Origin of the sequence: Micromonospora sp. CB01531 (genome assembly GCF_001905095.1) — a bacterium.
In the GTDB taxonomy this organism is placed as follows: domain Bacteria; phylum Actinomycetota; class Actinomycetes; order Mycobacteriales; family Micromonosporaceae; genus Micromonospora.
On the sequence record NZ_LWLS01000072.1, the window covers coordinates 147,577 to 171,536 of the forward strand.

Annotated in this window: 24 protein-coding genes; 11 read left to right on the forward strand and 13 right to left on the reverse strand. The window is 70.1% G+C overall.

All coding sequences use genetic code 11. The annotated features are described in order from the left end of the window. Positions 1–17: 17 nt before the first annotated feature. The 4 genes from A6A27_RS19940 to A6A27_RS19955 all read left to right on the forward strand — a co-directional run bounded on the left by A6A27_RS19940 (position 18) and on the right by A6A27_RS19955 (position 3,407). The gene (locus A6A27_RS19940; protein ID WP_073836131.1) at positions 18–1,214 is read left to right on the forward strand and encodes an NAD(P)/FAD-dependent oxidoreductase; all 1,197 of its coding nucleotides are present in this window, start codon (positions 18–20) and stop codon (positions 1,212–1,214) included. A 107-nt stretch (positions 1,215–1,321) separates the two neighbouring features. Then, positions 1,322–1,783: a GNAT family N-acetyltransferase gene (locus A6A27_RS19945; RefSeq protein WP_073836132.1), complete on the forward strand. Its 462-nt coding sequence runs from the start codon at positions 1,322–1,324 to the stop codon at positions 1,781–1,783. Positions 1,784–2,063: 280 nt separating this feature from the next. Further along, a complete protein-coding gene (lepB, locus tag A6A27_RS19950; RefSeq protein ID WP_073836133.1) occupies positions 2,064–2,570 on the forward strand; it encodes a signal peptidase I in 507 nt (168 codons plus the stop codon). A 60-nt stretch (positions 2,571–2,630) separates the two neighbouring features. After that, entirely contained in the window at positions 2,631–3,407 is a 777-nt protein-coding gene (locus A6A27_RS19955; RefSeq protein WP_083672720.1) for an alpha/beta fold hydrolase, read from the forward strand. Between the two features lie 47 nt (positions 3,408–3,454). Here the strand turns inward: A6A27_RS19955 and A6A27_RS19960 are convergent, their stop codons facing one another. From A6A27_RS19960 to A6A27_RS19980, 5 genes are all read right to left on the reverse strand, one after another. Then, positions 3,455–4,393 carry a PfkB family carbohydrate kinase gene (locus A6A27_RS19960; RefSeq protein WP_073836135.1) on the reverse strand — a complete coding sequence of 313 codons (939 nt, stop codon included), beginning with the start codon at positions 4,391–4,393 and terminating at the stop codon, positions 3,455–3,457. Further along, complete coding sequence (locus tag A6A27_RS19965; RefSeq protein WP_083672721.1) at positions 4,390–5,922, reverse strand: purine-cytosine permease family protein; 1,533 nt, start codon at positions 5,920–5,922, stop codon at positions 4,390–4,392. The genes A6A27_RS19960 and A6A27_RS19965 overlap by 4 nt, the downstream gene beginning before the upstream one ends. Before the next feature lie 30 nt (positions 5,923–5,952). Beyond that, entirely contained in the window at positions 5,953–6,978 is a 1,026-nt protein-coding gene (locus A6A27_RS19970) for an ADP-ribosylglycohydrolase family protein (protein WP_073836136.1), read from the reverse strand. Beyond that, positions 6,975–7,691: a GntR family transcriptional regulator gene (locus A6A27_RS19975; protein WP_073836137.1), complete on the reverse strand. Its 717-nt coding sequence runs from the start codon at positions 7,689–7,691 to the stop codon at positions 6,975–6,977. Before A6A27_RS19975 ends, A6A27_RS19970 begins: the two co-directional genes overlap by 4 nt. 75 nt (positions 7,692–7,766) lie before the next feature. Next, positions 7,767–8,444 carry a GntR family transcriptional regulator gene (locus A6A27_RS19980; RefSeq protein ID WP_241825352.1) on the reverse strand — a complete coding sequence of 226 codons (678 nt, stop codon included), beginning with the start codon at positions 8,442–8,444 and terminating at the stop codon, positions 7,767–7,769. Between the two features lie 19 nt (positions 8,445–8,463). Here A6A27_RS19980 and A6A27_RS19985 point away from each other — a divergent pair, with 19 nt between their 5' ends. The 6 genes from A6A27_RS19985 to A6A27_RS20015 all read left to right on the forward strand — a co-directional run bounded on the left by A6A27_RS19985 (position 8,464) and on the right by A6A27_RS20015 (position 14,122). Further along, a complete protein-coding gene (locus A6A27_RS19985; RefSeq protein WP_198940370.1) occupies positions 8,464–8,610 on the forward strand; it encodes a hypothetical protein in 147 nt (48 codons plus the stop codon). Between the two features lie 9 nt (positions 8,611–8,619). Beyond that, positions 8,620–9,714 carry an isocitrate/isopropylmalate dehydrogenase family protein gene (locus A6A27_RS19990; protein ID WP_073836139.1) on the forward strand — a complete coding sequence of 365 codons (1,095 nt, stop codon included), beginning with the start codon at positions 8,620–8,622 and terminating at the stop codon, positions 9,712–9,714. 10 nt (positions 9,715–9,724) lie between these two features. Next, on the forward strand, positions 9,725–10,159 hold the full coding sequence (locus tag A6A27_RS19995; protein WP_073836140.1) for a cupin domain-containing protein: 435 nt from the start codon (positions 9,725–9,727) through the stop codon (positions 10,157–10,159). 14 nt (positions 10,160–10,173) lie between these two features. After that, positions 10,174–11,553 carry an aldehyde dehydrogenase family protein gene (locus tag A6A27_RS20000; RefSeq protein WP_073836141.1) on the forward strand — a complete coding sequence of 460 codons (1,380 nt, stop codon included), beginning with the start codon at positions 10,174–10,176 and terminating at the stop codon, positions 11,551–11,553. Between the two features lie 381 nt (positions 11,554–11,934). Then, a complete protein-coding gene (locus tag A6A27_RS46035; protein WP_274534569.1) occupies positions 11,935–12,345 on the forward strand; it encodes an MFS transporter in 411 nt (136 codons plus the stop codon). Between the two features lie 172 nt (positions 12,346–12,517). After that, positions 12,518–14,122, forward strand: coding sequence for an MFS transporter (locus tag A6A27_RS20015; protein WP_073836144.1), 1,605 nt, complete (start codon positions 12,518–12,520; stop codon positions 14,120–14,122). Positions 14,123–14,323: 201 nt separating this feature from the next. Here A6A27_RS20015 and A6A27_RS20020 read toward each other — a convergent pair whose 3' ends face one another. Together A6A27_RS20020 and A6A27_RS20025 are read right to left on the reverse strand one after the other, a co-directional pair. After that, positions 14,324–15,388 (reverse strand): glucose-1-phosphate thymidylyltransferase, encoded by a 1,065-nt coding sequence (locus tag A6A27_RS20020; protein ID WP_073836145.1) that lies wholly within the window; start codon positions 15,386–15,388, stop codon positions 14,324–14,326. A gap of 316 nt (positions 15,389–15,704) precedes the next feature. Next, a complete protein-coding gene (locus A6A27_RS20025) occupies positions 15,705–16,121 on the reverse strand; it encodes an SgcJ/EcaC family oxidoreductase (protein ID WP_073836146.1) in 417 nt (138 codons plus the stop codon). A gap of 328 nt (positions 16,122–16,449) precedes the next feature. Between A6A27_RS20025 and A6A27_RS20030 the strand changes: the two genes are divergently transcribed. Then, complete coding sequence (locus A6A27_RS20030) at positions 16,450–17,181, forward strand: class I SAM-dependent methyltransferase (protein ID WP_073836147.1); 732 nt, start codon at positions 16,450–16,452, stop codon at positions 17,179–17,181. Positions 17,182–17,215: 34 nt separating this feature from the next. Here the strand turns inward: A6A27_RS20030 and A6A27_RS20035 are convergent, their stop codons facing one another. The 6 genes from A6A27_RS20035 to A6A27_RS20060 form a co-directional block, all read right to left on the reverse strand. Further along, positions 17,216–17,869 carry a GNAT family N-acetyltransferase gene (locus A6A27_RS20035; protein WP_198940371.1) on the reverse strand — a complete coding sequence of 218 codons (654 nt, stop codon included), beginning with the start codon at positions 17,867–17,869 and terminating at the stop codon, positions 17,216–17,218. Between the two features lie 10 nt (positions 17,870–17,879). After that, positions 17,880–18,860: a Gfo/Idh/MocA family protein gene (locus A6A27_RS20040; protein WP_073836148.1), complete on the reverse strand. Its 981-nt coding sequence runs from the start codon at positions 18,858–18,860 to the stop codon at positions 17,880–17,882. 58 nt (positions 18,861–18,918) lie between these two features. Further along, positions 18,919–20,301: an NDP-hexose 2,3-dehydratase family protein gene (locus A6A27_RS20045; protein WP_073836149.1), complete on the reverse strand. Its 1,383-nt coding sequence runs from the start codon at positions 20,299–20,301 to the stop codon at positions 18,919–18,921. A gap of 39 nt (positions 20,302–20,340) precedes the next feature. Next, entirely contained in the window at positions 20,341–21,597 is a 1,257-nt protein-coding gene (locus A6A27_RS20050; protein ID WP_241825353.1) for a class I SAM-dependent methyltransferase, read from the reverse strand. Positions 21,598–21,861: 264 nt separating this feature from the next. Continuing rightward, positions 21,862–22,464 carry a dTDP-4-dehydrorhamnose 3,5-epimerase family protein gene (locus A6A27_RS20055; RefSeq protein WP_073836150.1) on the reverse strand — a complete coding sequence of 201 codons (603 nt, stop codon included), beginning with the start codon at positions 22,462–22,464 and terminating at the stop codon, positions 21,862–21,864. Positions 22,465–22,629: 165 nt separating this feature from the next. Beyond that, complete coding sequence (locus tag A6A27_RS20060) at positions 22,630–23,928, reverse strand: activator-dependent family glycosyltransferase (protein ID WP_073836151.1); 1,299 nt, start codon at positions 23,926–23,928, stop codon at positions 22,630–22,632. Positions 23,929–23,960 lie beyond the last annotated feature (32 nt).

The following is a 23,960-nucleotide window of genomic DNA, read 5'->3' on the forward strand; positions in this document are numbered from 1 at the left end:
AAGACAGGAGCAAGGAAATGCCGCACCGCATCATCGTCCTCGGAGCCGGCTACACCGGAGCCATCGCCGCCGGCCGCCTCGCCAAGCGGCTCCGCCGCGAGGACGTCGCCATCACCCTCGTCAACGCCGAGCCCGACTTCGTCGAACGCGTCCGCATGCACCAGCTGGCGGCCGGCCAGGACCTCAAGCCCCGGCCATTCAACGAGATGTTCGCAGGCACCGGCGTCGAACTGAGGCTCGCCAAGGTCACCGGCGTCGACGTCGACCGCAGGACCGTCGCCGTCACTGGCAGGAACGGCGCCGAAGAACTCGCCTACGACACGCTCGTCTACGCCCTCGGCAGCGGCTGGAACACCCAAGGCGTCCCCGGAACCGCCGAGCACGCCTATGAGATCGCCAGCCGCCCCGGAGCACTCCGGCTGCGCGAGCGCCTGGCCCGCCTCGACGCCGGGCAGACCGTGGTCGTCGTCGGCGGCGGCCTCACCGGCCTGGAGGCCGCGACCGAGATCGCGGAGGCCCGCCCGGACCTCGACGTCGCCCTCGCCGCCCACGGCGGCCTCGGCGACTGGCTCTCGCCCAAGGGCCGCGAGCACCTCCGGAAGGTCCTCGGCAAGCTCGGGATCACCGTGTACGAGCACGCCGCCGTCACCGGCGTCGGCGCCGACCGCGTCGACATCGCCGACGGCAGGGCCATCCAGGCCGCGGTCACCCTGTGGACCACCGGCTTCGCGGTCCACCCGATCACGAAGGCGACCGCCCTGGAGGTCACCGGTACCGGCCAGATCGTCGTCGACGGGACCATGCGTTCGGTTTCGCACCCGGACGTGTACGCCGTCGGGGACGCGGCCTGTGCGATGGGACCGGGCAACAAGCCGCTGCGGATGTCGTGCGCTTCGGGTACCCCAGCCGCCTGGCAGGCCGCCGACGCGATCGCCGCGCGCCTGACCGGCGGGAAGCTCCCCAACGTGCCGATCCGCTACTTCAACCAGTGCATCTCACTGGGCCGCAAGGATGGCCTGATCCAGTACGTCACCGCCGACGACCGCGCCGTGTCGGCGGTCCTAACCGGACGGCTCGCCGCCGTCTACAAGGAGCTGGTCTGCAAGGGTGCCGCCTGGGGCGTCGCCAACCCGATGCTCGGGCTGCCGACCCGGCGCCGCCAGGTCACCGCGGAGCGGGCCGCGGCGGGCCCGACCGCCAGTGTGCTGGCGTAGAGCACGAAGCGAAGCGGACGCCCTCGACGCGAGGGCGCCCGCTTCGCTGTCGGTGGTCGTCACTCGCGCGAAACGTCATTGCAACAGGGTCTCGACAACATGCCACCATGCACCTGAGCATCGAGCGTGCCGACTTCGCTGACCCGCACCTGGGTGCGTTCCTTCGGGCGCATCTTGATGACCTCGCGCCCACAGCCCCGGTGGAGAGCCGGCACGCGCTGGACCTCCGTCGGCTGCAGGCACCAGATGTCCGCCTGTGGGTGGCGTCCGTTGGCGACCGGATTGTCGGGACTGGCGCGCTCGCGGCACTGGAGCCGGGTCATGAGGAACTCAAGAGCATGCGGACGGATCCGACGCGACGAGGCCAGGGAATCGCGACCCGGGTCCTCGAGCACCTGCTGGGGGATGCCCGTGGCCGCCGCATTCGCCGGATCTCCCTGGAGACCGGCAGCATGGATTTCTTCGCCCCGGCGAGAGCGCTGTATGCCAAGGCAGGGTTCGTCTTCTGCTCCCCATTCGGTTCCTACCGGGAGGACCCCAACAGCGTCTTCATGACCAAGGCCCTGTAGGGCTGACCGTGCAGGACCAGGTACCGCTGCTCGGACCTCCGCCGGCACGGGCAGTCCGGGTGTCGACTGGCCGGACCAAGCACGTTTACACGTAGGTCGATCTGGTACTCGCCACGTGACTGCCTGCGGTCAGGGCGGCGGGCACCGACAACGTGCGGATTGTCCGTCGTTGCCCGAAAGCCGGCATGAGCAGAAACTGACACCGCGCCCAGTAGGGAAGGAAGTTCCATGAACGGCCGACCGAACATCGTGACGCGAAGCGGGCTGGCATGATCCGGGCATGCGCAAGACCGTCGTCCTGGTCGGACTCGTGGTTTCGCTGGCCGCGTGCGGGTCGCTCGGCGAGGGTGCCCGGGGCGAGCGCTACCGGATGGGCTCCCGCGCGATGGAGCCGACGATCACTGCGGGTTCGGTCGTCACGGCCGAGGTGGTGAGGCCGGGCTACTACCAGCCGCGTACGGGCGACGTCGTGGTTTTCGATCCACCGGAATCCTGGGATCACGGCGAAGGGGAGCCGCCATGGATCTTTCGAGTGGTGGCGGTGCCAGGCGACACCATCGCCTGCTGCGACGCGGAGGGCCGGATCGTCCGTAACGGCGACGGGCAGGACGAGCCCTACGTCCAGGATGCGGCCTTTCCGGGTGCCGTTCTTCAGACGGAGTTCCAGCCCATCACCGTGCCGGCGGGCGAGGTCTACCTTCTCGGCGACTACCGCGAGGCGGCCAACGACTCCTCGCAGAATGGACCGGTGCCGGTGGAAAACGTGATCGGCGTCGTCAAGTTCTGAGTCAACCTCAGTCACGAGCGGTACGCGCGGGCACATGCGGGGAAGGGCCGTGAGACTGCCATGAGAGCTGCCCGATCACCGTCAGAGCGCCTGTACTTCACCGAGTACGGATCGGGGTCGCCGCTCCTGCTCGTGCACGGCTTGATGGTCACGGGCCAGATGTTCGAGCCGGTGATAGCGCATTTCGCCGCCCGGCATCGCGTGATCGTTCCCGACCTGCGCGGCCACGGGCGGAGTCGGGGACTTCCCCCGCCGTACGCGGCCACGCAGCTGGCAGCCGACCTGCCGCAGGTGCTCGACCAGCTGGGCATCGAGTCCACCGCCGTGCTCGGCTACTCGCAGGGCGGTGCGATCGCTCAACAGCTGGTCCTCGACTTTCCCGACCGGTGCGACCGCCTAGTACTCGCCTGCACCTTCGCGTTCAACATGGCGACCTTGCGGGAACAGGTCGAGGGCCGCCTGTTGCCGCTGGTGCTCCAGCTTCTCGGCATGCGGCTGTCGGCGAGGTTGATCGTTTCACCGGCGGCGCCGCAGCTCGGCAGGGAACGTGCCGACTGGCTCGCGGGGCTCATCGCGGACCAGGACCGCAGGTTGATGGTGTCCGCCTGGAAGGAGACGATGGCGTTCGACAGCAGGCGGCGGCTGGCGGAGATCACTTGTCCGACCCTCGTGATCGCCGCCTCGGATGATCAGGCGGTGCCGATCCACCACGCGAGGATGCTCCACGTGGGCATCGCCGGTGCGGAGCTGGTGGTCATCGGCGCTGCTGGCCACGGGCTCATCTGGACGCACACCGAAGAGTTCGAGCGGGTGACCGACAGCTTCCTCGGCGCCTGACCGGCCGGGGTGCCGGGCACCGGTTGCGGCGGCACCCGGCGCGGCGGTCACCGGCTCGAGCGCCCCGCCAGCAACTCGTCGACCTGCACATCGGTGGGGGCGGTCGCGGGACCGCGCCGCGTGACGGCCAGCGCCGCGGCGGCGTTGGCACGACGTACGGCCTGGACCGGGTCGAGACCGCTCACGAGGGCAGCGACGAAGGCGCCCACGTGGGCGTCGCCGGCGCCGTTGGTGTCCACCACGGTCACCGGGAAGGCCGGCACGCGCACGGACCGGTGGTCGGTGGCGAGGACGGCGCCCTGCGGCCCGGTACGGACCACCACGCCGGCACGCCCGGTGCGCGCCGCCAGCGACACGGCGGCCGCCTCCGGATCGGCGTGCTCGGTGAGGATCCGCGCCTCCCGTTCGTTGCAACTCCACCAGTCGGCACGTTCCGAGACGGACGCCATGACGGGACCGGGTATCTCGGCTACCAGCGGACCGGGGTCGACGACGACGGTGACCTCCGGGGCGACCGTCGGCAGCCAGGCCGCCAGCGCCGGACCGTTGGACGGGTAGGCCAGGCTGTAACCGGAGACGTAAACGACGTCGCCGGGGCTCAGGTCGATCCGGGCCAGCTCCGCCGGCCCGAGCCGCGCCTCCGCGCCGACGCTGGTGGCGAACGTGCGCTCGCCGGCCGGGTCGATCAGCGCGACGCTGAACCCGGTGTCGACCTCCGGTAGCGCCGGCTGCACGAGTTCGATGCCGGCCTGGGCCAGCTGTTCGCGGGCCAGGTCGCCGAACGGTCCGGTGCCGTGCATCCCGGCGTACGCCACGGGCAGTCCCTGGCGGGCGGCGCTCGCCATGACGTTGAGCCCGCCCCCGGCGGTGATCCGGCTGCCGGAGGCGAGCACGTCCCCGCCGACCTCCGGCAGCCGCGGCAGGTACATCACCACGTCGACGACGACGTTCCCGGTGTGCACCAGGCGGGCCGGCCGCCCGGTCACCGCCGGGCCTCCGCGACGGTTTGGTCGCCGGCCGGCGCGTTCCCCTCCGGCGGGGTGGATCCGGTCCGCCCCGCCGCGCCGCCGCGCCGCCGGCTCGGCACGGCGAGCAGCAGGTACAGGGCACCGGCGACGACGAAGGCCGCGACCCAACCGAGGCCGTTCGTGCCCAGCCAGGAGTCCGCGAGCGGGCCGCTGAACCAGACGTCGTCCGCCGAGGTCGAGGCCGTGGTGAAGAGCAGGCCGAAGACGGTGCCGGCCAGCCACGGCAGCAGGGCCGTCCAGCGCACCCCGCCCCGGTACCAGTAGGCGCTGGTGGGGGTGGTGTCCATCAGTCCACGCGGGTCGTACTCCCGCCGGCGGAGCATGTCGGCCAGGAACACCGCGACCCACGCGGTGATCGGCACGGCGAGCAGCGAGATGAAGGTGATGAACGGTCCGTAGAAGTTGCCGGCGATCAGCATGAAGTAGATCCCACCGGCCAGCGTGAGCACGATGTCCAGGCCGACGGCCATCACCCGGCGGGTCCGGATGCCGAGGGTGATCATGGTTAGGCCGGCGGAGTAGACCGAGAGGTTGTTGGAGAGCAGCAGACCGCCGAACGCGGCGAGCAGGTACGGCACCGCCATCCAGGACGGGAGCAGCACCTGGATCGCCGAGACGGGGTCGCTGGCGGAGGCCAGGTGGCCGTCGCCGGCCGAGAGCAGGCCACCCAACCCGATGAGCAGGAACAGTGGGATTCCGGCGCCGGCCGAGGCGGCCGCGACGATCCGCCCGCCCGAGACGTTCCGGTGCTGGTAGCGGGCCATGTCGGCACCGGCGTTCGCCCAGCCGATGCCGGTGCCGGCGGCGATCACGCCGATTCCGGCGATGACGACGCTCAGCGGGGCGGCCGGGGCGTCAAGCACGGCCTGCCAGTTCACCCGCGTGATCAGGAACGCGGCGACCACGACGTTCAGCGCGCCGAAGACGTACGTCGCCCACTGCTGGATCCAGACCAGCGTGGCGTGCCCGAGGCCCGAGACGACCAGGGTGAGCGCCACGAAGGCGAGCAGGCAGATCACCGTCAGCACGGGGTTCGCCGTGAGCCCGAACGCGATGTTCAGCAACGCCAGCAGCGCGTACGCGGCGGTTGTCGTGTTGACCGTCTCCCAGCCGACCCGGGACAGCCACGAGACCACCGTCGGCCCGTGGTTGCCGCGTGGTCCGAAGACCGCGCGGGACAGTGTCATGCTGGGCGCCCCGCCCCACTTCCCGGCCACGCTGATCAGGCCGACGAGGGCGAAGGAGCCGAAGGATCCGATCGCGGCCACCAGCAGCGCCTGCCAGATGTTCATGCCGCGCAGCGCGACCAGGGTGGCACCGAGCGGCAGCCCCAGGATGGAGATGTTGGCCGCGAACCAGACCCAGAAGAGCTGGCCCGGTCGGCCCGTGCGCTCGGCGGGGGGCACCGGTTCGATGCCTCTGGTCTCGATGGCGCCGACCCGGTTGGTGTCGGCCGGGCTCGTGCCAGCCGGTTCCGTCGTGGACATCGTCGTCCTGCCTTTCCCTGCGTACCGGCGTCAGCGGGGCTGACGGAGGGCGAGCAGGCGTGTCGCCATGTCTGCCAAGGGGAGATGGTTGGTTTGCTCGATCGTTCCCAGCGCGGTGTCCGGGAAGGATCCGACACCGTGGCCGGCGCCGGCGATGGCGCCGACCATGGCAGCGATCGTGTCGGTGTCGCCGCCGAGACCCGCGGCCAGCAGGCAGGCCTGCCACGGGTCGTCGGGGTGCACGGCGAGCACCGCGAAGGCCGCCGGAACGGACTCCTGGGTCGCCACACTCGTCCCGACCAGGCGGTAGATCAGGTCGGCCGCCGCCTCCGGCGTCCGTCCCGTGACCAGGTCGGCGGCCCAGGCGATCCGGGCCGAGATGTCCGCCGCCGCCACCCAGTGGCCCCGCCCCGCGGCGAGCTGCGCCGCCCGTACGGCGGTCGCGGTCGCGGTCGCGGTGTCCGCGCCGTCCAGGCCGGCGCTGACCGCGGCGGCGACGGCGGCGGCGCCGGCCAGGGCGACGCCGGTGTTGTGGGTGACCCAGCTCGCCTCGACGACCCGGTCGACAAGCCGGTTCAGGTCGGTTGCGGGTACGGCGACGCCTACCGGGGCGATCCGCATCGCCGCCCCGTTGGTCGTCCCGAACCGGCCGGCTTCCTCAAGCGGGCGGCCGGCGGCCACGGCGGCAACCGCGGCCCGGGTCGACGGGCCGAGCAGGTCCAGCGAGCCGCGCCGGCGCATGTCGTCCTCCCACGCGAGCAGCTCCCGGGCGAGGCGATGCCCGTCGATGCGGCCCCGGCCGTCGAGAAGAAGCCGCCCGAGCAGCAGTGCCTGCTCGGTGTCGTCCGTGACCGTCCCGGCGGGCATGCCGGGCGCGATCGGCTGGTCCGCCGGCCCCGGCTCGAAACCGGTCAACCGGCCGTAGCGGGCGACGATCTGCTCTCGCGGCATGGACTGGGTCGGCATGCCGAGCGCGTCACCGACAGCGAGCCCGGTCAGGGCGGCGACGGCCCGCGACTCGAGCGTCGCGGACCGAGCCGGCGTCGGCGTACTCACGACGCCTCCCCGAAGCGCAGGTGCAGCCGGAACCGTGCCGGGTCCAGCAGGCTCTCCACGTGCTCGACGAATTCACCGCGCGCGTCCCGGCTCAGCCGCCGGGTGCGCAGGAAGAGCTTGCCGGCGGCGCAGTCGAGCAGTTGGGCGTCCGGCGGTGCGACCTCGGCCAGCTCCACCCACTCCTCGCCCTGCGTCGGTACGAGGCCGGCCGAGCGCAGCGCTGTGTACAGGGACCCGGTGAGGCCGCGTTCGGGCAGCTCGCGCAACGGGCCGACGGCGGGGATCCGGCTCCGCTCGATCGAGATGGCCGCGCCTCCGTCGAGCGACCGGAGCCGGTCGACGGCGACGCATTCGGCGGACGGCAGATCGAACCGCTCCGCCAGTTCGGGCTCGTGGACCAGCTCGAGACGCAGGACGCGTACGGTTGTCGGGACGCCCTGCTCCGCGAGGGCGCGGGACCAGCCCAGCCGGTCGTCGATCGTCCGGCCGTCGAAGGTCACGAATGACCCCTTGCCGGAGCGGGTCTCGATCAGCCCGCGCCGGCTGAGTTCGGTGAGGGCCTGACGGACGGTGTTCCGGCTCACATCGAACCGGGTCGCGAGCGCGTGCTCGCCGGGCAGTTGGGTGCCGCGGGCGAGCCGGCCGCCTCGGATCTCCCGGGCGAGCTGCTCGACGACCCGCTCGTGCTTGAGCTTGAGCACCTGTCCAAACATGTTCAGAAGGCTAGCTCTGACCTGGGCCTTCGGCAACAACCCGCACTCAGGCGAGGAGTGTGCCCGGCGCGGTGGTCAGCCGTCGAGGCGGGTGCCGATGGCCTGCAGTGCTTGGTCCCGTGCGGCGATGACGTGTGCGTAGGCGGTCTGGCCCGCGTGCTCCGGGTCGTCGCCGATGACCGCCTCGAGGATCGCGCGGTGTTCGGCCAGTGCCGCCTCGCGGCGCTGTTGGGTGCTGTTGGTCAGGTGGCGGTACCGGACCATGTGGTCGGAGACCTGATCGTGGAGCCGGCTGGCCCAACTGTTGTTCGCGATTCTGGCGATGGCGTCGTGCAGGCTCTTGCCGGTCGTCATCGCCTCGTCGGCGAAGTTGACCAGGGCCGCGTTCCGTTCGACGATGCCGGTCAGCTGCCGGACGTCGTCGTCTGTGACCTGCCGGCACGCCTCGCGCGCCATCAGCGCTTCGAGCGCGGCCCGCACGTCGTAGAGTTCGGCGATCTCGCGGGGGTCCAGGGCCGGCACGACGACTCCGCCGGTCGGCTGTTGGGTCAGGAGGTTCTCCGCGATCAGGCGACGGATCGCCTCTCGTAGCGGGGTGCGGCTCACCTCAAGTGACTCCGCCAGTGCCGGCTCGTACAACCGTTGCCCTGGCTCGAACTCAAGGTGCAAGATGCGCCGTTTGAGCTCTATGTAGGCGAAATATCCCCCGGAGGCGCGGGGCTCTGAGCGAGTCAAGGCGTAACCTCTCTGCAACGGACACTTGTATACAAGTATGCAAGGCGGTAGCGTCCCCGAGGCGGCGGTCGAGGCGCACCGCGCCGCGCCCCACTTCGCCGACTGGCGGGCAGCGGCCGACCAGCACGTCGTGCCGGGCAGCCAGGTCAACCTGCTCGCCACCCGCCTCTTCCACCACGCCTAGGGACCAGGAATGAAAATTCTGGTTCTCCCCGGCGACGGCATCGGACCCGAGATCACCCGAGCCACCCTCGACGTGTTGGCTGCCGCCGACCGGAGATTCGGCCTCGGCCTGGCCGTCGAGGAGCGCGAGATCGGCCTGTCGAGCCTGCGAACGGTGGGCACAACGCTCCCGGACGAGGTCATGCGCCGCATCCCGGAGGCGGACGGCGTGCTCCTCGGCCCGGTGTCCCACTACGACTACCCGCCCCGCACCGACGGCGGCATCAACCCGTCCGCTGAGCTGCGCACGGTCTTCGAACTCCACTCCAACGTCCGGCCGTGCGGTTCCCGGCCGGACCTGACGATCCTGCGGGAGCCGATGGACCTGGTGATCGTCCGGGAGAACACCGAGGGCTTCTACTCCGATCGCAACATGTTCGCCGGTGCCGGCGAGTTCATGCCCGACCCGGACTCCGCCTTCGCCATCAGGAAGGTCACCGCGCGGGCATCGGAACGAGTCGCGCGGACCGCCTTCGCCCTCGCCCGCGAACGCCGCCGGAAGGTAACCGCCGTGCACAAGGCGAACGTGCTCAAGCTTTCCGACGGGTTGTTCCTACGCGAGGTGCGCGAGGTGGCCCGCGAGTTCCCGGACGTCGAACTCGAGGAACTGATCGTGGACGCGGCCGCCGCCCTGCTCATCCGCCGGCCCTCGTCCTTCGACGTGCTCGTCACCACGAACATGTTCGGTGACATCCTGTCCGACGAGGCGTCCGAGCTGTCCGGCAGCCTCGGCCTCGGCGGCGCGATCAACGTCGGCGACGACATCTGCGTGGCGCAGGCCCAGCACGGCTCCGCCCCCGACATCGCCGGGACCAACACGGCCAACCCGGTGTCGCTCATCCTGTCGGCCGCCCTGCTGCTCGACTGGTTCGGCCGCCGGCACGACCGCTCTGACGCGATGGCCGCCGCGGCCACGATCCAGCGTGCCGTCGACGATGTCCTAGCCGACCCGGCCAGACGCACCCGCGACGTCGGCGGCACCCGCGGCACCGACGAATTCGCGGCCGCCGTCGTCGCCGCCATCTCAGCACCGTCCCCCGTCACCGATCTGTCCAGCGCTCACTGAAAGGGCCGCCATGACCATCCTGCCTCCCCAGCCGAACCTGCTCATCACCCCGGCGGCCGTCGAGCCGTTCGACCGGGGCAACGGCGTCGTCACCATCCCGTACGTCGGGAAGTGGAACTGTGCGATCAACCGGGTCACCACGGGGCAGACGCAGTTCGAGGTCGGTACCGGGCTGCCGTTGCACAGCCACAACGTGGAGGAGACGGTGCTGATCCTCGAAGGCCTGGCGACCGCGCAGATCGGTGATGACCACTTCGACCTGGTCGCCGGTCAGGCGACGTGGGTGCCGGCGGGGGTGCCGCACCGGTTCTTCAACCGTGGCGACGGGATCATGCGGATCTACTGGGTCTACGGCGGCCGTGACGTCACCCGCACCATCACCGCGACCGGGGAGACGTTCGAGCATCTGTCGGAGCACGACAAGGGCGGCCAGAGCAACCCGTGACGAGAGCAGCGATCATGCGCATCACCACCACGAACCCGGCCACCGGCCAGCCCCTGACCACCTACGACACGCACGATGACACCCAGCTCGAGCGGCTGTTGGACCGGGCCCACACCGCGACCTCGGCGTGGGGCTCGACGCCACTGGACCAGCGCCTCGCGGTGGTGTCAGCGCTCGCCGCCGCGCTACGGGCCGGGCAGGACCGGTTCGCGCGGCTGATCACCGACGAGATGGGAAAGGTACGCGCCGAAGCGGCTGCCGAGCTTGAGAAGTCGGCCGTGGCCTGCGAGTTCTACGCGTCGCAGGCCTCGACGATCCTCGCGGACGAGCCTGCGGGGATCGACGGCGTCGACGCCTGGGTCGCGTACGAGCCGATGGGCCTGGTGCTCGCGGTGATGCCGTGGAACTTTCCGTTCTGGCAGGCGATGCGCTTTGCCATCCCCGCCGTCGCCGCCGGGAACGGGGTCTTGCTCAAGCACTCGCCGAACGTCACCGGCTGCGCCCTGGCCATCGAGCAGGTGTTCCTGGCCGCGGGGCTGCCCGTGGGCGTCTTCACGACGATCGTGGTGGAGGAGCCCCGCGTACCCGACGTCACCCGGCGGCTCATCGCCGACGACCGCATCGCCGGGGTGACGTTGACCGGCAGCAACCGCGCCGGCGCGGCCGTGGGAGCCGCCGCCGGTCACGCGGTGAAGAAGTCCGTGCTCGAACTGGGCGGCTCGGACGCCTTCGTGGTGCTCGCCGACGCCGACGTCGACGCGGCTGCCGCCGCCGCGGTCAGGGCCCGGTTCACCAACGCCGGCCAGAGTTGCGTGTGTGCCAAGCGCTTCATCGTCGAGGCGCCGATCGCGGAGCGGTTTGTCGCCGCCTTCGTCGCCGGCACCCGGGCCCTGACCGTCGGCGACCCCACCGATCCACGCACGAACATCGGCCCGATCGCCCGCAGCGACCTCCGCGACACCATCCGGCGACAGGTCGAGGAGTCGCTCGCCGCCGGCGCCACCCTGCTAACCGGAGGACGGGCCCTGCCCGGCAGCGGGTACTTCTTCGAGCCCACCATTCTCGGGAACACCGGGCCCGGCATCCCCGCCTTCGACGAGGAGACCTTCGGCCCGGTCGCCGCCGTCGCGGTCGCCGCCGACGAGGCCGACGCCGTCCGGCTGGCCAACGCCTCGCAGTACGGGCTCGGACTGAGCGTGTGGACCGCCGACCCGGAACACGGCACGGCCTTCGCCCGACAGATCACCACCGGGGCCGCCTTCATCAACGCCGTGGTCGCCTCCGACGCACGCCTGCCCTTCGGCGGGACCAGGCGCAGCGGATACGGACGGGAACTGGCCGCCGCCGGCCTGCGCGAGTTCGTCAACACGCGCACCTACTGGGCGGCGCGATGACTGGGCTCCTGGGACACTGGTGGGCACAGCCGCGCGTCGCCGATCATGATTCGGTGGTGGAGTCCTGCCGGCAGATCGTGCGCAGGACGTAGGGCATGATGCCCCCGTGCCGGTAGTAGGTGGCCTCCCGCGCACCAGTACGACGCTGCCTTCGGCTACTACGCCTTCGCCGCGTCGCTCGGGCAAGCCGTCGGACCCGGGCTGATCATCGGCTTCGGCGGTGCCCGTCCGCTGCCGGACACCCAGCTGATCTTCCTGGGCGCCATCGTCCTGACCCTGCCGCTGCTGGCCGTCGCAGGCCTCCTCAAGCCCCCGGCCGGGCGCCGGCCCAACAGTGACCAGGCCGTCGGCCGCGTCCGCGACCTGCTGCGCCAGCCGGGGCTGACCCGCGCCCTCGTCGTCAGCTGCGTCGTCCTCGCCGCGGTCGGCCTGGCGCTGCTGCTGCTCCCCATGCCGCTGTGGCTGATGGCCCTCATCATCACCGTCGCCGGCCTCGGGCTCGGCGTCGGGCAACCCCTGACCATGTCCTTCCTCGCCGAGGCCGCACCACCGGGACTGCGCGGCCGGGCGATGTCCCTGAGACTCACCGGCAACCGGCTCGGCCAACTCCTGATCCCCACCGCCGCCGGCGTTGTCGCCGCCGGGGCCGGCGCTGCCGGCGTGCTTGGCTTCACGGCCGCCGGTCTTGCGGTCGCGGCCCTGGCGGCGCGTGGCCTGCACCGGTCGCCGTCGTCGGTCAACCGTCCCGGCCGCGAGGCCGGCAGCACCGCCAGTCGGAGAGGAAAGCCATGATCCTTGAACACGCCCCGAGCGGCAGCGGTGCGGGCAGCGGATCGTAGGACCCACCCGCCGGATTGCGCACTTTGGAAGAAGCCGCGGGACGACGGACGTGACAATCTGTCCCTTTAGCGAGAACTGTGCGTAGGTCCACCTGTGCCCGCTGTGTGGACCAGGAGGGACCCCGATGCACGTTAACGACAACACGCCAGCCCCGCTGGCGGGGCGGCGCGAGTGGCTGGGCCTGGCGGTCCTGGCCCTTCCCACGCTGCTGCTGTCAGTGGACATCAGCGTGCTGTTCCTGGCGCTGCCCCGGCTTGACGCAGACCTCGCGGCCACCAGCACCCAACAGCTGTGGATCATCGACGTGTACGGCTTCATGACCGCCGGGTTCCTCGTCACGATGGGCAGCCTGGGTGACCGGATCGGCCGTCGCCGCCTGCTGCTCATCGGTGCCGCCTGCTTTGGGCTCGTCTCGGTGCTCGCGGCGTACTCGACCAGCGCCGAGATGCTCATCGGTGCCCGCGCGCTGCTCGGCATCGCCGGAGCCACCGTGATGCCGTCAGCGCTGGCCCTGATCAGCAACATGTTCCCCAACCCGAAGCAGCAGGGCATGGCCATTGCAGTGTTCATGAGCTGCTTCATGGCCGGCGGTGCCATCGGCCCCGTGGTCGGCGGCGCCATGCTGACCAGCTTCTGGTGGGGGTCCGTCTTCCTGCTGGCCGTACCGGTCATGCTCCTGCTCCTGGTGGCCGGGCCGGCGCTGCTACCCGAGTACCGGAACCCGGAGGGCGGGCGGCTCGACCTGGTCAGCGTCGTCCTGTCCCTCGCCGCGATCCTGTCCCTGATCTACGGCATCAAGGAGCTGGCGCGGGCCGGCTGGGAGCTGGTTCCGGTGCTCAGCCTGGTCATCGGCCTGGTGTTCGCCGCCGTCTTCGTGCGCAGGCAGCGGACGCAGCGCGAGCCGCTCCTCGACCTGCGCCTGTTCCGTCACCGCTCGTTCAGCGCCGCCCTGGCCATCATGCTGTTCGGCACCGCGATGATGTCCGGCCTGTCGCTGTTCTTCACCCTGTTCCTCCAGTTGGTGAAGGGACTGTCGCCGCTGTCGACCGGGCTGTTGATGGTGATCTCGGCCGTCGGCATGGTGATCGGCGCGATGGTGGCCCCCGGGGTGGCGCAGAAGGTACGCCCCGGCACGGTGCTCGCCGCCGGCCTCGGCATCGCGGCGATCGGCTTCCTGGTGGTCAGCCGGGTCGAGGAGTCGGCCTCGCTGGCTCTGCCGATCATCGGCATCGCCATCGTCTCGCTGGGCGCCGGCGCGTTCGCCTCCCTCGGCACCGGCCTGGTGGTCGGATCGGTGCCGCCGGAGAAGGTCGGATCGGCGTCGGCGGTGTCCGAGACCGGCGGCGAGTTCGGCGTGGCGTTCGGCATTGCCGTGATCGGCAGCGTCGGAACCGCCATCTACCGCAACCTGCTTGAGCTGCCCGCGGAAGTGCCGGCCGGCGCCGCGACCTCAGCCCGGGAGAACATCACCGGCGCCGCCGCGGCGGCCGCGGAGCTGCCGGAGGTGGTCGGGACGGCCCTGTTCGACGCCGCCCGGGCCGCGTTCACCACGGCCCTGCACGGCGTGGCAGTGGTCTCCGCGACCATCGCCGTCGGCCTGGCCGTGGTGGCCGTCCTCGCGCTGCGCCAGGCGCCGCCGACCGGCGCCGTGCCGGCACCCGACGGCGCGGAGGACACCACTCCGGCGCCGGCCGCCGAGCCGATGCCGGCGAGCGGCACTGGCAACTGATCACCCGGACCGTCCGAGGCCCGGGCCGGCGTGGGACGCCGGCCCGGGCCGACGCCACCCGGGGGTGCATGGTCCCGGCGCTGGAGAAGCTGACGCCGTAGTGCCGGCGACGGCTGAGCGCCGGGTCCGGCGGGACGCCGTCACGGCCCCGCCGACCCGGCGGCTCCGCGCGACGATCCGCCGGACCTGGCGCCGCCCCGCTCAGTCGGCGATCTCGACGCGGGTGTGGTCCCCGACGACCAGGCGGTGATACGACCGGTCGCCACCGGGGGCCACGACCGCCGACCGCCCCACCAACGAGCCGTGCAGGCCCGGGGTCCCGGCGATGGTGGCGCCATCCAGCACGATGGAGTCCGCCAGCCGGGTGTTTCGCAGCACGCAGTGGCTGCCGATGGCGGTGCCCGGCCCGATCCGGCTGTCCTCCACCAGCGTTCCGTCGCCGATGATCGCCGGTCCGTCGATCCGCGACCGGACCACCCGGGCGCCAGGGCAGATCACCACCTGGCCGGTCAGCCGGCTGTCCGCGTCGACCTCGCCGGCCACCTCGCCCCGCAGCTCGCCGAGCAGCCGGCGGTTGCAGTCCAGGACGTCCTCCAGCTGGCCGGCGTCCTTCCAGTAGCCCGCGTACTCGCTCGCCCGGACCTCGAAGTCGTGGCTGACCAACCACTGGATCGCGTCGGTGATCTCCAGCTCGCCGCGGGCCGAGGGGCGTACGGCGGCGACCGCCTGGTGGATCGCGGCGGTGAAGAAGTAGACCCCGATCAGCGCCAGGTCGCTGCGTGGTTGCTGCGGCTTCTCCACAACGCGCCGCACCCGCCCGGTGGTGTCCAACTCGGCGACGCCGAACGCCCGGGGGTCGGTGACCTTCTGGAGGACGACGTGCGCCGCTGGGCGGCGTCGGCGGAAGTCGGCAGCGACGTCCCGGATGCCGTCGGGGAGCATGTTGTCGCCGAGGTACATGACGAATTCCTCGTCGCCGAGGAAGTCGCGGGCCAGTCGTACGCAGTGGGCCAGACCCAACGGCTGGTCCTGCGGCAGGTAGGTCACCCGCAGGCCGAAGCGGTCGCCGTCCCCGATCGCCTCGGCGATCGCGGGGCCGCCGTCGCCCACCACGATGCCGACCTCGTCGACGCCCACCTGGCGGATGTTGCCCAGCACATGTTCCAGCACGGGCTTGCCGGCCACCGGGATGAGCTGCTTGGGCATCGAGTAGCTGAACGGTCGCAGGCGCGTGCCCGCACCCCCCGAGAGCACCAGGGCCTTCATGGATGTCGGTCTCCTCTGTCGAGTGCTGCTTCGTGGCGATGAAGACACGGCGGTCCACATGCCCGTCCGGGCGGAGCTGGACTGCCCAGCGTTGGTGAACGGCTCCGGGGCGTGTGGTTGCGCCGTACCGGAGCGCTGGGACGTCGCGCGCGGGCGGACAGCGACGCGCGGCCCGCCTCGCGAAGGCGAGGCACGGGCCGCGGGTCACCAGCGGATCGCGACCGCCGCCGGTGCCGGCCGTACGCCGGCGGGTGTTGGGCTCCGCTCTGCCCGGCGTCGGTACGGCTGGGGATTGCTCACCGTACCGACGTCGGCGTCACGACGCCCGGAGGGGCGTGTTCTGGTAGGCGGTGATGAGCCAGTCCGGTCCCTGCTTGACCAGCGTCCAGGTGGCCCGGATGGCCCGTTCGGGAGCGACCTCGGTCTCGCCCGGTTGGAGCACGCCGCCCTGGGTGATGACCAGCGCGGCACCCTCGCCCAACTGCTTCACCGCCAGCGGGGTTCCGGTCACGTTGGTGCCCTTGTACGGCCCGGCGTACGCCTGGCTCATGAAGCCTTGGATCTCCTTGCGACCGGTGAGGAAGACGCCGGGCAGGATCAGCGTGCCGTCCTCGGCGAACGCGGCTGCGAACGCCGCCCCGTCGTTGTCGGCCCAGGCCTGCACGATGCGCCCGGGTACCGCCTGGATGGCGGCGGCCGTCTCGTTGTCGAGCGCCGCGTCGATATCCAGCATCCTAATTGTCCTTCCGTGGGGTCGGCGGCTGTGGCTGTATCGTTTCGCCACGGACTCCTCCGGCGCATCTCGTTGATTGCGGTCAACCGACCTGCGGAATGCGCGCCGCAACTCAGGAGATGCGCCGTCGGCCCGGCGACGGGACGCTGGCATCATGGCCGAACCTGGCGGCAGAACCGGATCGATCCCCTGACGAAAACGGCAGTCGCCTGCCGGCGCGCCGAACTCGGCGGCCGCCGCAGAGCGTGACCGCGAATGTTGACGGCCGCTTGCCTGCTCGAATCCAGAACTGATGAGCCGGTCGTCCCGGCGTGGCAAGGAGAGACTGATGGAATACGGACCGGATCACGCTGAACTCTACGACCTCGTTTTCCGTAGCCGGGGTAAGGACTTCGGGGCCGAGGCGGAGCAGCACAGCCGCCTGATTCGGGCCCGGATTCCCGAGGCGAAGACCCTGCTGGACGTGGCCTGCGGCACCGGTGCCCATCTGGCGGCCTTCGCGAGCCTCTTCGACCACGTGGAGGGACTCGAACTCACGTCGGCGATGCGGGAGGTGGCGAGAAGGAGGCTGCCGCAGGCCACCGTACACCCGGGCAACATGCTTGATTTCGATCTCGGCCGCACCTTCGATGCCGTGACCTGTATCGGTAACGCCGTGGCCGAGGTGAAGTCCGCCGATGAGCTGGTCACCACGATCGGCCGCATGGCGGAGCACCTTGTCTCGGGCGGAGTCCTGGTGATCGAACCGTGGTGGTTTCCGGAGAACTTCATCGACGGTTACATCGGCAGCCACCTGGCCGAGGAGAGCGGTCGCGTCGTATCGCGGATAAGCCACTCGACGAAGCAGGGGAACAGAAGCCGCATCGAAATTCATTGCGTTGTCGCGGACAGCACCGGCATAACGGGATTCACCGACGTTCTCTCCGTGGGCCTGTTCAGCCGCGAACAGTACGAGGCGGCGTTCCGGGACGCCGGCTGCACGGTGGAACTGACGCCCCCGTTGAGACTGGGGGACGGGCGGCCCACCAGCCCGGGAATATTCGTCGGAGTGCGTAAGTGAGACCCCGCGGCGTAGCCCCCACGTCGCGCCCCGGCTATGACGCTCGGCACCCTTCGGGCGTCCGCGGCGTCAGCCGTTGCCGGCGGAGATCCAGCATGTAGAACACCTTGTCAAAGCGGCGCTCGCCGACGGCGACGAAATCGGGCAGCCGGCCGTACTCGGTGAAGCCCAGCGACCGGTAGAGGTGCAGGGCGCTGCTGTTGTCGCCACGGGCGTCCAGGGTGAGGACCTCGATACCGGAGCGCCGGGCGTCAGCGATCAAGGCGGCGGTCAGCGCTCGACCGACGCCACGCCCCTGGGCGGCGCCATCCACCGCGATCTTCTCCAGGTCGGCGTGCGGTCGGTGAGTCGGTCGGGCATAGCGCAGCCAGTAGCCCAGCCCGACGAGCCGACGGTCGAGGTACGCGGCACGCAGAGACCCGTCCCCGGCCCGTACCGCCCGGACGACGTGGCCGAGAAGCTCCGCCACGTCGGCGCGTGACGGTGGTTCGACCCAGCCCAGCGCGGCGCCGGCGCGGACCAGGTCCGCCAGGATCTGCTGGGCGGACTCCGCAAACCGGGCCTGAAGGTGGGGTCGGATGCCAGCGCCGCCGCGTCCACGATGGCCGGCGCAACTGGCGCGCTGCTGGCTGCGGAGGTGTTCACGGTCCCGAGCGTAGCCAGGTGCCGGTGGCCCAGCCGCTGCCATGCACCCTGGGTCAGCCCAGCACCACCACCGGACCATCCTCCTGGCCGCTCGATGCCGCTCGGACGAGACGGTCGAGGGTACGGGCATCGCTCAGCAACGGAGCATCGAACTCCCTCGAGTTGTCGTGCACCGCGTCGACGACCCTGGAGAGGAAGATCCGCATGCTGTCGGCCGGGCCCACGTGTCGTACGTGCCTCTCGCCATGGGATTCGATCTGGATGCCGACGGTCATGTCCGGCAAGGCCGAGAAGGGGCGTTCGAGGTCGACGGACAGTTGTCGTCCCAGCAAGAGCAGGGAGTTTCGATAGGTCGTGGTGAACCCGAACTGCCCGACGATCGTCTTGCCGCCCGGATAACCCGCCAGGACGCTGTAGGACGTTTCCAGGCCGTCCGCGGTGCGGTCGCCCGCAATGACCTGCACCTGCTCCGGTTCCGCGCCCCACAGAACTCTCCCCAGGGACGCCAGATAGGGGCCGGTGTCGAGCAGGGCGCCGCCACCCCTGCCGCGGTCGTGCCGGAAGTCGTCTGCCGGTACGGGCGGGGTGAACACGGCGACGACCTTGGTGACATCCGTGTCGAGGCCGTCGACGAGTGATCTGACCTCCGCGAACATCGGATGGAACGAATAGCACGTCGCCTCCGCGAGCACGCGGGAGGACGATCGAGCCAGCGACACCATCGCCTCAGCCGTGTCGAGGCTCAGGAACGCCGGCTTGTCCACGACCACGTGGTGACCCTGCTCTATCGCATACCGAACGGCCTGCGCATGCTCGCTGTTCACCAGCGAGACGTAGACGAGGCCGGGCGCATTCGCCTGCAGCGCGGCACGCCAGTCGGCGTAGATCTGCCCCAGCTTCGGTAGCGAGCCGACGGTCGCGCGGTCGGCGTGCGAGCTGGCGATGTTGATCGCCTCGATCTCGTTCATGGCGGACGCGGCCGGTAGCACGCGACGCCGGGCGAATCTCGACATGCCGATCAGAAGAAGTTCCATGGGTCGCTCCGGATCGCCGCGCCAGAACTGGCGGTGTGGTCGTGGCGGGGACGGGTGGTCAGAGGAGGCAGGCCATCAGGCTTCGTGCCTCGACGTTGACGTAGTAGCCAGCGTGCACCAGTCGGTTGAGCAGACCGAGCGTCATCCACCGATAGTTCTCCGGCGCGTCAACGGGATGATCCTCGGGAAGCTCGATCACCAGGTGCTTCGTGTCCGCCCGGTGGAACCGGCCGCCGTCCTCTGATTGCAGCGACTCCATCCGCACCTGCGAAGCGGGGGCGGTGAGGTACTCCACGAGCGGTGGAAGATCCTGCGGCCCGCGGCAATAGCCCGGTGCGAGTTGAATCGTGGCGGCGAGTTCGAGCCGGTCCGTGAGGCCCGGCTGCACCATCGCCTGGACCAGAAACTGGAGCACTCCCGAACGGCGCTGGCAGACGAAGGCCACCAGGTTGCCGGGAACGGGTTCGAGCATCGGTTGCCACCACCGGCCGACCTCCCGGCTCGTCGCCTCCACCGAGAGTCCGATAATCCGGAAGAAGGCGCCGTCGCGGTGCCTGATGCTTTGCCCGTCGGCGATCCAGCCGTCCAGCCCTGACAGGCCGACCCGCCGTACGTCCAGCGTGAAGAGTTCCTTCTGGTCGATGAGCCAGGTCATCGCGGCGGACACGTCCGCGTCGGATCGGGCCAGGCCGTGCGACGCGATGACCTGAGCCTGAAACTCGTCGGCGGTGCGGCCGTCGACCAGCCCGCCGCCGGCCGCCCCGTAGGAGATGCAGCCCAACACCGTACGGGCGTTCATGTTCACGTTCCCGCGGGCGAGCTGGCGCCGCAGTTGGCCCAGGGTGAGCCAGGCGAAGTCCTCCCTCATCGGGACTTCCTCATCCGGCGGGAGCTCCACGATCATGTTGCGATTTCGCTTGTAGAGGTACCAGGACGCGTGCTCGGACAGCAGCCGGTCCACCACGATGCGACCGCGGGTGGGCCGGAGAAAGTACTCCAGGTACGGGGTGGACCGCCCGCCGTGGACCCGCTGATAGTTGCTCGGCGTCGCCTGCACCGTCGCCGCGTACTGGACCAGCCTGGTGTTGCCCGGTTCCATCTTCACCTGCATCAGGAAGTGGTGGACGCCGTTGATCCGTTTGACCAGGATCCCGAGGATTCCGATCTCGGGCTGCACGATGATCGGCTGACCCCATTGGGACGCCGGACCGAAATTCGTCCGTACGGACAGGCCTTCGATCGTGAAGAAGCGGCCCGAGGAGTGGATGAGGCGGTCGTCGATCCGCCACTCGGGGAGGGTCTCCAACGGCACTTCCTCCACCTTGTAGGAGGAGGCCGCGAACCGTTCCTTGAGAAAGGTGTCCGGATCAGGCGTCTCCGGGCTGCTCGCCGTCAGGGCCGACAGCAGGAAGTCGTCAGCGCGGCTCACCGAGGGTGGCATGGGTTCTCTCCTCCGGGCGGGCAGGGCGAACGAGCCGGGTCAGACCGCGGAGATGGCCGGCAGCGGGAAGACCAACCTGCCGCCGCGTGCCAGGAACTCCTGCTCCCGCTCGATGAACCCCCCGCGGTGGACCCAGGGGAGCACCAGCAACTGGTCGGGCCGGCGCGCCTTGGCGCCCTCCTCGGAGACGATGGGGATACCGGATCCGGGAGTGAGGCACCCGTGCTTCTCCGAGCTGACCTCGCCGACGCACGGCAGGTCCTCGGCGCCGATCCCGCAGTACTGGAGGATCACGTTGCCCTTGGTCGACGCCCCGTACCCCAGGGTCAGCTTGCCCGCCGCCCGCGACTCGTCGAGGAATGCGCGCAGCTTGTCGCGGTGGTCGCCGACGCGGCGGGCGAAGGTCTCGTACGGCGCCATGCTGTTGAGTCCGAGTTCGGCCTCCCGCCGGCGGATCCGTTCAACCTGGGCGGTGTCGATCTTGTGCTTGGTCGGATCCTTGACCAGCGTGACGCAGAGGCTGCCGCCGTTGACGTCGGTGATCTCGGCCGTCGACACGGTGAACCCGACGCGTTCGGCCATCCACTCGATCTGGCGCAAGCTGTAGTACTCGAGGTGCTCGTGGCAGATCGCGTCGTAGGCGGGGATCTCGAGCAGGGGGACCGCGTAGCTCATCTCGATCATCCACACCCCGTCGTCGGTGAGGATGTCGCGGACGTCGGCCATGAACCCGAGCGGGTCGGGCAGGTCGTAGAACATCGCGATCGACGTGACGATCTTGGCCTTGCGGTCGCCGTACCGTTCCGCGAACGCCGCCTTCGAGAAGAAGTCCGGGATCAGGTCGACATCGTCGGGGTAGTACTCCCGCCACTTCTCGCCCGTGGGATCGATGCCCACCCGGGTGAGGCCGTCGGCCGGGTAGCCCCGCAACAGGGTGGCGTCGTTGCTGCCGATGTCGAGGACCAGGTCGGTGCGGTCCAAGTCGACCATGCCGGTGAGCTGCGCGACCTTCCGGTGCAGGTGATTGATCATGAAGGGGCGGATGCTCGAACGGTATCCGTAGTGGACGCCGAACATGAGCGAGAGATCGGCGGTGTGCCGCAGTTGCACGAGGCCACAGCCGCCCGGGCCGCACTTGACGAGTTCCAGCGGAGCGGTCGGCACGACCTCGCCGGGTCGAGGAAAGATCCCGGTCAGCGCCTGGTTTCCCAGATCGAGAATCGGCACCAGCGCGCGGTTTCCGCAAATTCTGCACTCGGTGCACTCGGTGATGGCCAGGTCGCCGGTGATGGTCACGATGCCTCCCACTTGGTTGCCATTCGAGTTCAATTCCGAGCTGCCGGCGGAGTCGAGCGGCGGCGCCCCGCCGCGTGGTGTCCGGGCGGGCGGTCCTCAGCGCCGCTAGGACGTCGTGCGTGGCTATTCGAGCCGATGATCTGCACTAATTTTGGCCACGAGTGCGGGCGTGGTCATCTCCTGGATTGCGTGCTTGGCAATCGCGGAGAAATGCCGGGCCGGCGGTTGGCGGAGCGCCGCTTCACGACCCCACGAATGGTGGCGTCACGCCCACAACGTCGCCTCCGCTTCCCGGCACCTCTCGTACCGCGGGAGCAGTCCCTGCTGCTCGGCCTCGGCCAGCGTCAGCGCCACCTGGTCCCGCTCGGAGATGACCAGCGGGATGTCCTTCGGCAGCGGCAGGTTGAGGTCGGGGTCCAGTGGGTGGAGCGCATGCTCGTTCTCCGGAACGTACTCCCCGGAGATCATGTAGCACATCACCGTGTCGTTCTCCAGCGCAATGAACGCGTGCCCGACGCCGATCGGGAAATAGACCGAACGAAAGCTGTGGGGATCGACCCGGACGGCGTCCCAGCTGCCGAATGTCGGCGAGCCGATCCGAATGTCCACGACGATGTCCAGCGCCGAGCCCTGGGCGCAGTACACGTACTTGGCGCAGCCGGGTGGGGTCGCCGTGAAATGCACACCGCGCACCACGCCCCGGCGGGACCTGCTGTGGTTGGTCTGCGCCACATTGAAGAGCGGCCGGCCGGTCGCCTTTCGGAACGGCGTCTCCTGAAAGGGGGAGACGAAAAGGCCCCGGTCGTCGTGCAGAGCCGTGGGCGTAAATTCGACGGCACCTTCGACGGAAAGCTCGCGTATCCGCACCGCATCTCCATACAGGTCTGCTCACGAAGCGGGGTTGCCGGCGGTGGCCGGACCGGGCGCGACGGGCCGGCATGATCGTGGTCGGGCCGGCCTGCCGTCCGATCGAGACGGCAGGCTGGCGACGGTGACGCGATCAGGCGGTGGTCGAGCCGATGACCCGGGCCGTCAAGGGCGGTGCCCGCGACGTTCGAGGGTCAGCTTTTCGAGGTCGGGGACGATGTCATTCGGTGTGGGCAGCTCGGCGGCCTCCGCGCTCAGCCGGGCGGCGTTCCTGGCGAACGCCGGATCGTTGAGTACCCGCAGGAGGTGGCCGCGCAGTCCCTCCGCGGTCAGCCGGCCCGGATCGCTCACATACGCGCCCGCGCCCTGCTCCTCCAGCCCGTTGGCGACTGCGACCGGGCCCCAGAACTTGTCGTTCCCGAACTTTCCGGGCACCAGGAGCTGCGGCACCCCGTGTTCGAGCGCCGTGGTGAACGTGCCGAGGCCGCCGTGATGGACGATGGCCGAACAGGTGGGGAGCAGCGCGGTCATCGGAACGAAGTGGACCGGGCGAACATTCTCCGGCACGCTCGGCAGCGACGCCAGCTGCTCCTTGCTGAGGGTGAGCACCACCTCGACGTCCAGCCCGGCGACCGCCTCGATCAGTTCAGTGATCGACGCACCGGCGTTCAGCTCCCGGAACGACAGGCCGAGGGTCAGGCAGACTCGCCTGCGCTCAGGCTCCTCCTGCAGCCACTCCGGCACCGCCGAGGGGCCGTTGAACGGAATCGGGCGCATCATGAGGTAGTCCATGCCGGGCGGTTGCCAGGTCCACGGCGGCATGGCGTTGATGGTCCACTGGCCCAGCACCATCTCCTCGTCGAAGTCGAGGCTGAACCGGTCGAGTATCGGCTGCAGGGCATCCCGGATCGGGTCGCGGTCGGGGTTCTTCTCCCGGGCCGCCGTACGCAGTTGCACCAGCGCATCCGTACTGATCATGAGACGCGCATGCGCGGCGCCGCTGGCCCGTGCGGCCACCGGACCGGAGAAGGCCATGGTCATCCCGTCCCAGATCACCAGATCCGGCTTCCAGGTGCGCGCGAAGCGCACCGCGCCGTCGATCACCGAGTCCGGGCTGAAGCCGGTGAAATGGTAGCGGGCCAGCAGGTCGAGTTCGTGGTGCGGATCCGCTGCAACGTAGTCGTCCTGCACTGATTTGCGCTGCTGCTCGTACGGGCTGTCGATCGCCGCCGCCTGCGGGGTCGTCTCGGCCACCGCGTCGGCCATCATCGCACTCACGTCGATCTCGCCGCCGATGGAGACGGCGGTGAGGCCGGTGTGGGCGATGTCCTCGACGGTCATTCCCGACGGGTCGGGTTGACTGGCGACCCGTACGTGATGTCCGGCCGTCTGCAGCGCCCAAGCCAACGGCGCCATCGCGTACAGATGGGTCCTGCTCGCACAGGTCAGGAAGAGGATTCGCATGGGAGCCTCCTAGGTAACGAGTGCCGCGTCCG

Coding starts and splice junctions, on each gene's coding strand:
- A6A27_RS19955 (WP_083672720.1), top strand. CDS start 2,631: ATGAGAGCTGCCCGATCACCGTCAGAGCGCCTGTACTTCACCGAGTAC.
- A6A27_RS20040 (WP_073836148.1), bottom strand. CDS start 18,860: ATGGAACTTCTTCTGATCGGCATGTCGAGATTCGCCCGGCGTCGCGTG.
- A6A27_RS19945 (WP_073836132.1), top strand. CDS start 1,322: ATGCACCTGAGCATCGAGCGTGCCGACTTCGCTGACCCGCACCTGGGT.
- A6A27_RS20045 (WP_073836149.1), bottom strand. CDS start 20,301: ATGCCACCCTCGGTGAGCCGCGCTGACGACTTCCTGCTGTCGGCCCTG.
- A6A27_RS19965 (WP_083672721.1), bottom strand. CDS start 5,922: ATGTCCACGACGGAACCGGCTGGCACGAGCCCGGCCGACACCAACCGG.
- lepB (WP_073836133.1), top strand. CDS start 2,064: ATGCGCAAGACCGTCGTCCTGGTCGGACTCGTGGTTTCGCTGGCCGCG.
- A6A27_RS20000 (WP_073836141.1), top strand. CDS start 10,174: ATGCGCATCACCACCACGAACCCGGCCACCGGCCAGCCCCTGACCACC.
- A6A27_RS20030 (WP_073836147.1), top strand. CDS start 16,450: ATGGAATACGGACCGGATCACGCTGAACTCTACGACCTCGTTTTCCGT.
- A6A27_RS20025 (WP_073836146.1), bottom strand. CDS start 16,121: ATGCTGGATATCGACGCGGCGCTCGACAACGAGACGGCCGCCGCCATC.
- A6A27_RS20015 (WP_073836144.1), top strand. CDS start 12,518: ATGCACGTTAACGACAACACGCCAGCCCCGCTGGCGGGGCGGCGCGAG.
- A6A27_RS19940 (WP_073836131.1), top strand. CDS start 18: ATGCCGCACCGCATCATCGTCCTCGGAGCCGGCTACACCGGAGCCATC.
- A6A27_RS20035 (WP_198940371.1), bottom strand. CDS start 17,869: ATGGCAGCGGCTGGGCCACCGGCACCTGGCTACGCTCGGGACCGTGAA.
- A6A27_RS19995 (WP_073836140.1), top strand. CDS start 9,725: ATGACCATCCTGCCTCCCCAGCCGAACCTGCTCATCACCCCGGCGGCC.
- A6A27_RS19990 (WP_073836139.1), top strand. CDS start 8,620: ATGAAAATTCTGGTTCTCCCCGGCGACGGCATCGGACCCGAGATCACC.
- A6A27_RS20020 (WP_073836145.1), bottom strand. CDS start 15,388: ATGAAGGCCCTGGTGCTCTCGGGGGGTGCGGGCACGCGCCTGCGACCG.
- A6A27_RS19975 (WP_073836137.1), bottom strand. CDS start 7,691: ATGTTTGGACAGGTGCTCAAGCTCAAGCACGAGCGGGTCGTCGAGCAG.
- A6A27_RS19985 (WP_198940370.1), top strand. CDS start 8,464: ATGCAAGGCGGTAGCGTCCCCGAGGCGGCGGTCGAGGCGCACCGCGCC.
- A6A27_RS20060 (WP_073836151.1), bottom strand. CDS start 23,928: ATGCGAATCCTCTTCCTGACCTGTGCGAGCAGGACCCATCTGTACGCG.